This is a genomic window from Salipiger sp. HF18 (assembly GCF_011806505.1).
Classification (GTDB): domain Bacteria; phylum Pseudomonadota; class Alphaproteobacteria; order Rhodobacterales; family Rhodobacteraceae; genus Salipiger; species Salipiger thiooxidans.
This window is the reverse complement of the sequence record NZ_JAATOS010000123.1, coordinates 1-10,342: the sequence shown is the minus strand read 5'-3', so window position 1 is coordinate 10,342 and position 10,342 is coordinate 1. Positions and strand designations below refer to the sequence as shown.

The window sequence follows — 10,342 nt, the reverse complement described above, 5'->3', positions numbered from 1 at the left end:
GATCACCGGCCTTGTGGTGATGCTTCATGGCTGCACCCAGACCCCGGAGGATTTTGCCGCCGGGACCGGCATGAACGTCCTGGCCGAGCAACATCGGTTCGTCGTTGTCTACCCGCAGCAATCGCGCGGTGACAATGCCCAGTCCTGCTGGAACTGGTTCAGCCGCGGTGACCAGGCGCGGGATCGGGGCGAGCCTTCCATCCTTGCCGGCCTGACGCGCGAGGTCATCGCCCGCCATGCCATACCCGGGGACAAGGTCTTCGTGGCGGGTCTCTCGGCGGGCGCGGCAATGGCGGTCATCCTGGGCGGCGCCTACCCGGAGGTGTTCAAGGCAGTGGGCGCGCATTCGGGTCTGCCAGCGGGGGCCGCGAAGGATGTCCCCTCGGCCTTTTCGGCCATGGCCGGTCGTGAGGCCGGAAGCGCTCCGCGCAGGGCTCCCACGCGAACCATCGTCTTTCACGGCGATGCCGACGCCACCGTTCACCCGTCAAACGGCGCGGATATCGTCCGGCAGGCTCTCGAGGGCGGCCCGGCGCAGAGCCTTCAGACCGAGACTGCGGGCGCCGCGGGGGGGAGATCCTATCAACTTAGCACGACCTATGACGACGCCGGTACGGAAGCGGTCGAACACTGGGTTGTCGAGGGGCTGGGACATGCATGGTCCGGCGGACAGTCCGCAGGAAGCTATACCGATCCGAAAGGGCCGGATGCGAGCTCAGAGATGGTCCGCTTCTTCTTCAACCCGTCCACGCCGCCGACTGGCTGAAGCGTAGGCTCGACACCGGATATCGCGCGCAGCAATTGCCGCCAGCGCAATTGCTGCGACATTGGCCGACGATGTTGATTTCCACCCAGAACTGACCCGGGTGTTCCATCGAGAAGTGACCCACCTTGGATTATGCTGAGCGGGTCATGATTGGGTCAAGACATGGCTTCCCTCCCTCTTTTTCCGGGTGGCTGCGGCCGCGCTGTCCTTGAAGCGGAAGCTGTCGTTTCCGGTCTAAAGGATGTGGCAGCGATGGGTCAGCCGATTGAGGAGCGCGGTGGTCATCTTGGCGTCACCGAATACTGTGGCCCACTCGCTGAAGCTGAGGTTCGTGGTGATGATCACGCTGGTGCGCTCGTAGAGCTTGCTCAGCAGATGGAAGAGCAAGGCGCCCCCTGAAGCGCTGAACGGCAGGTATCCGAGCTCGTCCAGGATCACCAGGTCGAGGCGGGTGAGGGTCTCCGCGATGTGTCCGGCTTCTCCCTTGGCCTTACCGGGTTCCGCGCGGGCGAAGATCCACGGACCGTCCGGTCACGGATGAGCGCCCTCGATGCTGCCGGCTTCGGCGGCGGGTCTGAGTGTCGTCGTCGTGACGCCGAGCAGGCGCGCGGCGTTGGTCAGGTTGAGCCGGGGGGCGGTGCCGTCGGGAACCGGGTGGAACACCGGGATCTTGTGATGCGACCTGAGTGCGGTGACGCGCTCCCGGGTCCATCGATTGCCATGTCCGGTCAGCAGACCCTTTCGATTTAGGATGCCGGCGATCAGATCGTCGGAGGCCAGGAGAACAAGCCGACGTACCGCCGCGATGATCCCGGGTGCTGTACTGTTGCGCTGGCCTCGACGCCGCTTCGGCAGGCGCAGTTCGGTAGAGCACCTCGCGCTCCTCGGTCCCGTGGGTGGTCTGTGATTGCGTTGTACAACACGGACCGGCCCCACAGCGCCGGGCAACCAGACCCCGCAACAAGCGCGCCGAGTGCTTGAGCACTATGAGGGCTCCCCGCCCGACGCGCTTGCGCAAGACGGGGAAGCCGAATACCAAAACCCAACCAACAGGCTCTCGTTATGAATGAGGGACCAGCGGGGAGCAGGTCCCTTTCAGCGCGACCTTCGCCCTGAACTCAGGCGCGTGCTGCGTCCGTTTCGACATCTCTGATCTCCTTCGGCTCGAAGATCAGCAGACTGCAAATCGTTGCTTATGTGAGTGTCCGAATTTCCGGGGGGTGCTCAAGTCGCTCGGTTCGCTCTGCGTCTCATCGCGAAGGGACAGAGTAATTCCATGTAAACAAGGCGATTTTCACTTTCGTGCTCTTGTACTTGTAATGCGAGGAAAAGCCTGCGAGGGTACGCCTAAGGTGACAATTCCTGTCGATCCGGTCACCCGCCGCTTGGCAGCCTGCCATGCGCTTTTACGATCCCACGCAGACCGCACGGTAGTCATGTTCAGGCGCCTTGGCCGCGAGCATGGATCTTGCAGAATGCAGGTCGTGCACTTGGAGGGCGCGCCATCGCATTTCGGACACCGGGCAAGGCGACAGTTACCTTCGAAAGGCCATTTCCCATTGTTGGGAGTGGTTGGCTTCAGCCCGGCACCTACGAACTTCTGATCGAAGAGGATCGGACCGGATACAGCGGCCTCGAAACCGTCTTCCGGATCTACCTTGTTCAGCGCGATGCGCAGGGGCGCAAGGAACTGCGCCTGCTCGACCCCAAAGCTCTGACGAGGGCCCTGAGCCCAGATCCCGACGGTAGAGGGGGTCCGAATACAAGCAATGCTGACGCGAGCCCATTGGAGACATCGCATGACCCTGCATCCCGATCCCGACCCTGCGGACTACGACTGTTTGGCGGTTGGCACAGTCGCGTCCTCTCACGGTTTTGCCCGAAGAGTCCTGGCCGCCAGCGGCGGTGCGGAGGACCGGAGGTCCGGTCGCGCTCGCCCCACGCCGAACATCGCAATCTCTCCAGGTTCCGTCGGCCGCGACGGTAGCGTTTTGGAGCTGCTGACGACGTTGGGCGGCGATGTGACATACGGGGCGCGCCCGACGTGCGGCGCAGACGTCGAGGCCCAACGCGCAACCATACCTGTCGCAGTGCGGCTGGACCGTGGCCTTGCGTCGGCCTGCCTGGGAAAGCCTGTTCATGTCGCGCACTGACATCAAGGAGCGGTCGGCTGGCCTGCTTACGACATTCGCAGTGTTCTGGATCGGGGTGTCCGCAATGGTACCGGCAGCGGCACAGACCGACAGCCCGGAGCCGCCGGAGAATGCCCAGTTGAGACGCTTTGGCGGAGGCTGGGAATGCGATCCTGGCTATCGCGAGCGCGAAGGGGCGTGTGCGGCGGTTGCCATACCAGAGAACGCGTATTCCACGAACAGCAGCTACGGTTCAGGCTGGGAGTGCGCGCACGGCTTCCGCGAGAGCGGGGCCTCGACTTGCGAGCAGATCGACGTTCCGGAAAATGCCTATCTGAACCCAGCGGGGAACGATTGGCGTTGTGATCGCGGCTATATCCAAAGCGGTGGTGGCTGCCAGAGGATCGACGTCCCGGCGAACGGGTATCTTTCTGAGAGTTCCTATGCCGGAGACTGGGATTGCGAGAGAGGCTTTGCGAAGATCCGGAACAGTTGTGTCAAGATCGACGTGCCGGAGCGCGGCTTTCTCACGGGGCGCCAGATCGGCGACCTCTGGGAGTGCGAGCGTGGCTACGTGAAGACGTCCGACGGTTGCAAGGAAATCGCGATACCGGAACACGCTTATCTCAGCGACTCCTACGGGGGGCCTGGGTGGGTGTGCGAGCGGGGTTACGCTGCCAGCGGCGATCGTTGCCTCGCACTGGAGGTCCCGGCCAATGCGCACCTCAATCACTCCGGAAATGATTGGTTGTGCAACGACAACTTTCGGCTGCGTGGCGGGGAATGCCACCTTGCCAACTGAGCGATGTACCAGCAGCAGGGGCAGCCCGCCGGTGGTATGCTAGACATGTATAAAGGTAGGAAGCGATGAGAATCCGTCTGGGGTGCCGACTACGCTATCATCTGGTGAAACCGACACCGATGATCGCGCTGCTGAACGTGCATTTTTCCCGTTTCGGAGATTTGGAACGTCCGGACTACCTCCACACCAAACCCAGCGTTCCCTTGCAGAGCTATCGCGATGCTTTCGGGAACTGGTGCACGAGATGTGTCGCCCCGGCCGGCGATTTCGTGCTCGGAACGGATGGGATCTTTCGGGATCTCGGTGTGGCGGACGCATGTGCTCAGGACGCAGCGGAGCATCCGGTCGAAGAGCTGCCGTTCGAGACCTTGGTATTTCTTCTTGGAAGCCGCTACTGCGACACGGATCTGCTCTCTGATCGTGCATGGCAGATGTTCGAGCATGTTCCGCCCGGCTGGAACCGGGTGCAGGCCGTCTGCGACTACGTTCACAACGCGGTAACCTTTGGATATGAGCACGCCCGCTCGACCCGCACAGCATCGCAAACACTGGCAGAAGGCGTCGGTGTCTGCCGCGATTTCACGCACCTGGCCATCACCTTGTGCAGATGCCTGAACATCCCGGCCCGTTACTGCACGGGATACCTGGGCGATATCGGGATGCCTCCCCCCTATCCACCGGGGGATTTCGCGGCCTGGATGGAAGTCTATCTCGGCGGAACGTGGTGGGTTTTCGATCCGAGAAACAATGAACGCCGGATCGGTCGTGTGCTGATCGCAAGAGGGCGTGATGCAGCAGACGTCCCCCTGACACAGAGCTTTGGTCACGCAGAACTCACGGGCTTCGAGGTCTGGGCCGATGAAATCGCCAACGCGACCGATGCCGAAAGGCACAATGAACGCGAGAACTGAACCGCTGAAGACACCCTTGGAGACTATCAGACTATGGCTAACAAGATTGATCAGAAGAAGTCCAAGGGGGGCGTGTCGGTCGCAGAGCGCACCCACAGCGCGGCGATGGCGATTATCAACGATGAGACGAACGACCGCCTCGAGAAGACCCGTCGCCTGAGAGCAGCGCGGCTCGAGCGCGAAGTAAGCGCTTCGAAACGGAAGAAAAAACCAGCTTCGTGACGTCTACGCCAATGCGGCGGGGCGCTGGGACTTCTCCCCGGCATCCAGCTTTCTGGCAGCTGCTCGGCTCTGCAGGGAAAGGCCCGCGTGCTGGCGGCTAAGCTTTCGCTTCGGCGAAGGTCACGAGGCGCCTCGCATCTTCATCCCAAAGATGCAGCCGCGCGCAGCGCAGGCTGTCCAGCAGGGTGATACGCTGTATGCCCGCCAGCATGTCATGCTCGCGGAGCACCTCGCTCAGGCGATAGAACGGGATCCTGCTGGCCAGATGGTGAACATGGTGTGCGCCGATATTGGCAGTGAACCAGTTCAGTACGGGCGGCAGGACGTAATATGAAGATCCGTGAAGCGCCGCGTTCTGTACGACCCAGTCGGGTTCGTGGTCCCACTCGGTGTCCTCGAACTGATGCTGGACGTAGAACAGCCACATCCCGATCGAGCTCGCGAAAAGCGTCGTGGGCAGGAAGATCAGCAGGATGACCTGTAGGCCGCCAAAGACCCATAGAAACGCGAGTGTCCCCGCAATGCCTGCATTGGTGAGGAGCGCGCTTGCCCAGTAGATTCTGCCAGACCGCATCAGTCCGACGGGCAGCCGATTCTGCAGGAAAAAGATGTAGAACGGAGCAAGGCCGAAGAGGAACAGCGGGTTACGGAGTGCTCTGTAAATGATCCGCTGCAGTCGGCTTCTAGCCTGGAACTCGCTGACCGTCATGGTCGGAATGTCACCGACGCCGCGGCGGTCGAGGTTGCCGGTGGTCGAATGATGAATCGCGTGCGTCCGGCGCCAGACGTCGTATGGGGTCAGCGTCAAGACGCCGAGAATGCGCCCGGTCCAGTCATTGAGAGCTCTGCTCCCAAAGAACGCCGCGTGACCGCAATCGTGCTGGATCAGGAAGATGCGAACCAAGAAGCCGGCGTTCAGAAGCGCGAGACACAGGCTAAGCCAGGGACTGACGGAGATCAGCTGCCAGGCAAGGGTCCAGATCAACAAAAAGGGAAGGATCGTGACGCTCAGCTCGAACAGGCTTCGCGACAGGATTGGAGTGCGGTACTTCATCAGCACGCGCGTCCATTCTGCCGGACTGCGAGGCGTTTGCATTGTTCCGGACATGTCTGATCTGGTTGCCGGGCGCTCGCGAGGAGCGCCCGGCGGCAGTTCATGCAAGAGCAAGGTTGATGGCGCTTTCGCGGCCATCACGGCCGCTCTCAACGTCATAGGTAACCTTCTGAGCATCGGCGAGGCCGGTCAGGCCGGCGCGCTCGATCGCCGAGATGTGGACGAACACGTCGCGTCCGCCGTTCTCAGGCTCGATGAAGCCAAAACCCTTGGTGCTGTTGAACCATTTCACGGTGCCAGTGGCCATATCCGTGGTCTCCTGTTCTGTTGCCGCCCACATTATTGCGGCGGCCCGGCAAAGTCAGTTCGAGTCGATCAACTGAGAGCCGGGTGAACGGAAAGCAGAGGTTCGAATGGAGTAACGATAGCATCCGACGATATGGAGGCAAAAACCGCCGAGCGCAATGGCTCATCACTGAAACTCTGACAAACTTGGACAAACTTGTGTCCGTGAGCGTCCCGGCCGACGTCACCTCGGTGCATTATCGGCAGCGCAAGGATCCGAACCCGCGGGACCGCCAACGGCGCAGCACGGCAGGCGTCGGCGGGCCCGCGCGGTGACCGAAGCGCCGGGTCGGGAGCCTGAGACCAATGGCGATGATGTCACCGTGGAGGAGTGGCCTCCAAGGCGGCATCGCGCGTGCCCCGTCAGCTTTAGGATCCCGAAGAAAGAATCCTTGCGTTTGTGGCTGGCGAGGCTCATGGATGGAGGGCTTACGTTTCTTCTCTTCGAAATGCTGCTGCCGCTGACCCGGTTTCGGTTGATCGACTTGGATCGACTTTTGCCCGGCTGTCGCGATTCTGCGGGCAGCATTTCTAAGGAGACCACGGATATGGCCACTGGCACCGTGAAATGGTTCAACACCACCAAAGGCTTCGGCTTCATCGAGCCTGAAAATGGCAGCAGGGACGTTTTCGTCCATATTTCTGCCCTGCAGCGATCGGGTCTCGACCGGCTCGAAGATGGCCAGAAGGTTACCTTCGACGTTGAGAGTGGCCGTGATGGTCGCGAAAACGCCAATAATCTGGCGCTTGCTTGAAGTCGACATTTGAAGATTTGCTTCCCGGCGTTCCTCCTCAGACGGGGAACGGCGGAAAACTTCTGAAACCCAGCGTTTCGGATGTGAAGGTGACAAATTCCGAGCCCGTCACGCCAATCGACAAAACCACCAAGAACGCGAAGCGTGTCCTGGAGGAAGATGCCGAGGTGAGGGCCGAGAAGACAGCGCGCCTGAAGGCCGCTCGCGAAGAGCGTGACGCCCGCCGCATGGACTGATCGTCCAATTTTCAGCTATACGTCTGGGTGACGCGCAGAGCGAAGCCCTTGCGAGACCAGAGGATTCCAGGCGAGCGCGTCGAGTGGACCATACCCTCCAGGGAAGTCCGTTCCGCATCTTGCTCTCCCGGAGGATCCGTGGCGAGGCTCGCCTCGTCACGGATGCCGGCATGTCGAGACCGGCACTTGGAGCCGTCTCCGAGCATTTCACCAGTAGATAATGTCTGGCGGTGGCGCTTGGTGCCGACCGTGGCGGTATCTACCGGAACTCCATGATCCTTTTGCGTCTCTGGCGATTGCGCATGTCATGCGCATGCAATCGCGTTGGCGTGGATCGTATTCAATCGAAAGAAAACACATGATGGAAATTCAATGGGGCCAACCTGTGGTCCTGATGACGTCGCAAAATGGCGACACTGAACACTTCAGCACGATAGAAAAGGTGCGATATTGGCTGCGCCGCAGGTGGCCGATTTCCGATGGCGAGCGCCAGGTGGCGCTCACGAAAGTTGAGTCTGCAATGGACTGCATGAGCCCGGTCGAGGATGCGCGCCGCGCTTTTCTCGTTGCCGCGAGGTCTGCGGGCTTCATTCCCGCCACTCTGGTGTAGGTCCTTCCGTCGCGGAGACGCGCCCTGGCAACTGTGTTCAGCTTGAGGCCCGTGACCACCCTGGCAGAGCTCCAGGACGTTTCCGGTCCTCAGTCAACCTTCATGCGCTGCGGAGAAAGGGGCCGGATCTTGCCCTCTCACGGCAAGCGCTCATCTCTTGGTCCCAACCTCCTCCCGATGCTCCCCCGCGGTGCCACTCAATAGAGGATCAGGAGCGCCGAGCCCGTCGTCGATCACGACGTCAACTTGTGAGACGTCCTTCGACGTGCGGCAACGGATCTCGGGGGAAGCCCGCACATCTGCGCGGCGACCGACCACTAGCGGAACCTCGCCCCGAAGGGCGTTGCTGCTCAGTCTTCGCGTTCCCTCCAGAGCAACACGGCGGCAACATTTCCGCTCTTGTGCGCAGCACGGTACTCGGGGCAGCCTCGTGAAACCCTTCGATCACCCGCGAGGCCACATGGGCGCACATCGGTTGCGGCAAACGCTTCTGTCAGACACTCTTGAGCTGCTCTCCACCGAGCCGGGAGTGGGAACGCTGCTCGGGATCGAGCCAGGCGAGCTGTCCGACTTGTCCGAGCTGATGGCGGCTGCGCTTGCCGCCTGCCTGCCCGAGGGCAAGGCGCGGGTGGGGCTGCGCGGTCTGGCCGTCGAGCTCTTCCGCCACCGGAACGATCTTCTGGAGACCTCGCTCGACGATCTGCTGGTCACCAGCGCGCGCGACGGACAACCCGGTGGGGCTCCGCGCGTGCTGCTTTTCGCAAACGGCTATCACGCGCTCTTGTCCTACCGGGTGAGCCGGGCGCTTTGGCTGGCGGGGCGCGAGGAGCTGGCTCTGGCGGTCAAGAGCCAGTTCACCCGGGCGCTCTCGGTCGAGATCTGGCCGCAAGCGGAGATCGGCCGCGGCGTGTGGTTCGATCACGGGCTCGGGCTCGTGATCGGCCAGACGGCGGTGATCGAAGAGGACGTGAGCCTCTGGCACGGGGTCACGCTGGGGTCGAATTTCGTCGACATGGGAGAGGGGCGACATCCCAGGCTGCGCCGTGGCGCGGTGGTCGGGGCGGGCGCGATGATCCTCGGCCCGGTCGAGGTGGGGGCCGGGGCGACGGTGGCTGCCGGAGCAATCGTCACCAGGGATGTCCCGCCCGGCCATGTCGTGACCGGCCCTCGCGGCACTGATCGCGGCGTCGGGCGTTTCGCAGGCTTCGCAACGCTTGCAGAGTTGAAAGGCCGGGCGGAATGACGTCGCTTGGGATCGACCATCCTTTGGTCTGTGTGCGCAATCTGGCCGAGGCGCGCGAGACGTACCTTTCACTCGGCTTTCTGATGAAGCCTTCGGGAATGCATCCCTGGGGCACGTCCACTGCGCTGGTGATCTTCCGCAACCAGTTGCTGGAGCTGGTGGGGATCGGCGACGAGAGTCTGCTCGAAGGCTACCCGGCCGGAGACTTCCTTTTCGGCCGCCATGTTCAGCGCTGGCTGGATGAGCGCGACGGGGTACCTCTTTCGGCACTCAACTCGACAGATGCCGAGGCGGATGAGGCGGCGGTCGTGGCACGGGGCGGTCACTGCGAAGGCACCATCGAGTTCGGGCGCGACGTGATCCGCGATGACGGCGCGCCGGACCGCACCGCACCCACGCTGAAGATCTTTCCCCGGCCCGGCCTGCCGCGCCTGACGATGTTCGCCTGCCAGCAACACCGCCGCGACCTGATCGAATTTCCGAAATGGATGGATCACCCCAATGGCGCGCACGGCTTTGTCTCGGCCACGATCCTTGCCGAGCCGAAAGACCAACCGGCGGTGAGGGACTGGCTCGCCACGCTGCATGGTTCCGAGGCGATCACCGACACCGGCCGGGGTTTCACGGTCTTCACCGGCAGAGGCCACTGGCGGGTGCTTTGCCGCGATGCCGCCAGGGCAGTCCTTGGCCCGCTGCCCGCAGACCTTGCTCCGGACGGCGCGCCCTCGGTGATCTCGCTCGACGTCGCCTGCCGCGCGCTGGATCGGGTCCTCCCCTTCGTGGACACGGGCGGCTTCACCTGTCAGAAGATCGGCAGCGCACTTGTCCTGACCGAGCACGCTCGGCTGGGCGGTATCCTGCTGACCTTCCAGGAGGCGCCGGCGGCGCCCTGATACAAGACGGGCGCCCGGGCGCGTCCGCAAGGAGACTTCATGTTCGACCAAGACCACATCGCCGAAGCCATTGCCTGGCGCCACGACCTGCACCGCCACCCCGAGCTGGGCTTCGAAGAGCACCGGACCTCGGAGATGATCGCCGGGCTGCTCACCGGCTGGGGCTGGCGGGTGCACCGCGGTCTCGCGGGTACCGGCGTCGTGGCGCAGATGGGGCAGGGCGCGCCGGTGATCGGTCTGCGCGCCGACATCGACGCGCTGCCCATCGTCGAGGCGACGGGCGCGGCCCATGCCTCGACCATTCCCGGCAAGATGCATGCCTGCGGCCATGACGGGCACGCTGCAATGCTCCTGCTTGCCGCGCGGCAGATCG

The 10,342-nt window shown here is 62.8% G+C and carries 13 protein-coding genes and 2 pseudogenes; 11 read left to right on the top strand and 4 right to left on the bottom strand.

The window, feature by feature from the left end:
• Nucleotides 1-766, top strand: a 766-nt coding sequence (locus HC022_RS12360) for a PHB depolymerase family esterase (RefSeq protein ID WP_167452629.1), incomplete at its 5' end; no start/stop codon positions are given.
• A 237-nt stretch (nt 767-1,003) separates the two neighbouring features.
• On the opposite strand, the pseudogene HC022_RS29660 reads toward HC022_RS12360, so the two are convergent.
• Nucleotides 1,004-1,210, bottom strand: a pseudogene (locus HC022_RS29660) (ATP-binding protein); the annotation flags it as partial.
• A gap of 87 nt (nt 1,211-1,297) precedes the next feature.
• Nucleotides 1,298-1,429, bottom strand: a complete 132-nt coding sequence (locus HC022_RS29655; RefSeq protein WP_303049064.1) for a hypothetical protein — start codon at nt 1,427-1,429, stop codon at nt 1,298-1,300.
• A gap of 252 nt (nt 1,430-1,681) precedes the next feature.
• Here HC022_RS29655 and HC022_RS12345 point away from each other — a divergent pair.
• From HC022_RS12345 to HC022_RS12330, 4 genes and pseudogenes are all read left to right on the top strand, one after another.
• A pseudogene (locus tag HC022_RS12345) lies at nt 1,682-1,832 on the top strand (IS3 family transposase); the annotation flags it as partial.
• Nucleotides 1,833-2,905: 1,073 nt separating this feature from the next.
• Nucleotides 2,906-3,700, top strand: coding sequence for a hypothetical protein (locus HC022_RS12340; RefSeq protein WP_167452628.1), 795 nt, complete (start codon nt 2,906-2,908; stop codon nt 3,698-3,700).
• A gap of 119 nt (nt 3,701-3,819) precedes the next feature.
• Nucleotides 3,820-4,611 (top strand): transglutaminase family protein, encoded by a 792-nt coding sequence (locus HC022_RS12335; protein ID WP_254885069.1) that lies wholly within the window; start codon nt 3,820-3,822, stop codon nt 4,609-4,611.
• 33 nt (nt 4,612-4,644) lie between these two features.
• Nucleotides 4,645-4,833: a hypothetical protein gene (locus HC022_RS12330; RefSeq protein WP_167452626.1), complete on the top strand. Its 189-nt coding sequence runs from the start codon at nt 4,645-4,647 to the stop codon at nt 4,831-4,833.
• A gap of 97 nt (nt 4,834-4,930) precedes the next feature.
• Here HC022_RS12330 and HC022_RS12325 read toward each other — a convergent pair whose 3' ends face one another.
• A complete protein-coding gene (locus tag HC022_RS12325; RefSeq protein ID WP_254885070.1) occupies nt 4,931-5,887 on the bottom strand; it encodes a fatty acid desaturase in 957 nt (318 codons plus the stop codon).
• 100 nt (nt 5,888-5,987) lie between these two features.
• Nucleotides 5,988-6,194 (bottom strand): cold-shock protein, encoded by a 207-nt coding sequence (locus tag HC022_RS12320; protein ID WP_167452625.1) that lies wholly within the window; start codon nt 6,192-6,194, stop codon nt 5,988-5,990.
• Between the two features lie 586 nt (nt 6,195-6,780).
• Here HC022_RS12320 and HC022_RS12315 point away from each other — a divergent pair.
• From HC022_RS12315 to HC022_RS12290, 6 genes are all read left to right on the top strand, one after another.
• The gene (locus HC022_RS12315; RefSeq protein WP_008883179.1) at nt 6,781-6,987 is read left to right on the top strand and encodes a cold-shock protein; all 207 of its coding nucleotides are present in this window, start codon (nt 6,781-6,783) and stop codon (nt 6,985-6,987) included.
• Nucleotides 6,984-7,223 (top strand): hypothetical protein, encoded by a 240-nt coding sequence (locus tag HC022_RS12310; protein ID WP_089963220.1) that lies wholly within the window; start codon nt 6,984-6,986, stop codon nt 7,221-7,223. Before HC022_RS12315 ends, HC022_RS12310 begins: the two co-directional genes overlap by 4 nt.
• A 358-nt stretch (nt 7,224-7,581) precedes the next feature.
• The gene (locus tag HC022_RS12305) at nt 7,582-7,833 is read left to right on the top strand and encodes a DUF982 domain-containing protein (RefSeq protein WP_167452624.1); all 252 of its coding nucleotides are present in this window, start codon (nt 7,582-7,584) and stop codon (nt 7,831-7,833) included.
• A 529-nt stretch (nt 7,834-8,362) separates the two neighbouring features.
• Entirely contained in the window at nt 8,363-9,076 is a 714-nt protein-coding gene (locus tag HC022_RS12300; RefSeq protein WP_368484659.1) for a serine O-acetyltransferase, read from the top strand.
• Nucleotides 9,073-9,969 (top strand): VOC family protein, encoded by an 897-nt coding sequence (locus HC022_RS12295; RefSeq protein ID WP_167452623.1) that lies wholly within the window; start codon nt 9,073-9,075, stop codon nt 9,967-9,969. The genes HC022_RS12300 and HC022_RS12295 overlap by 4 nt, the downstream gene beginning before the upstream one ends.
• A gap of 39 nt (nt 9,970-10,008) precedes the next feature.
• On the top strand, nt 10,009-10,342 hold a 334-nt coding region (locus HC022_RS12290), incomplete at its 3' end, for a M20/M25/M40 family metallo-hydrolase (protein WP_167452622.1).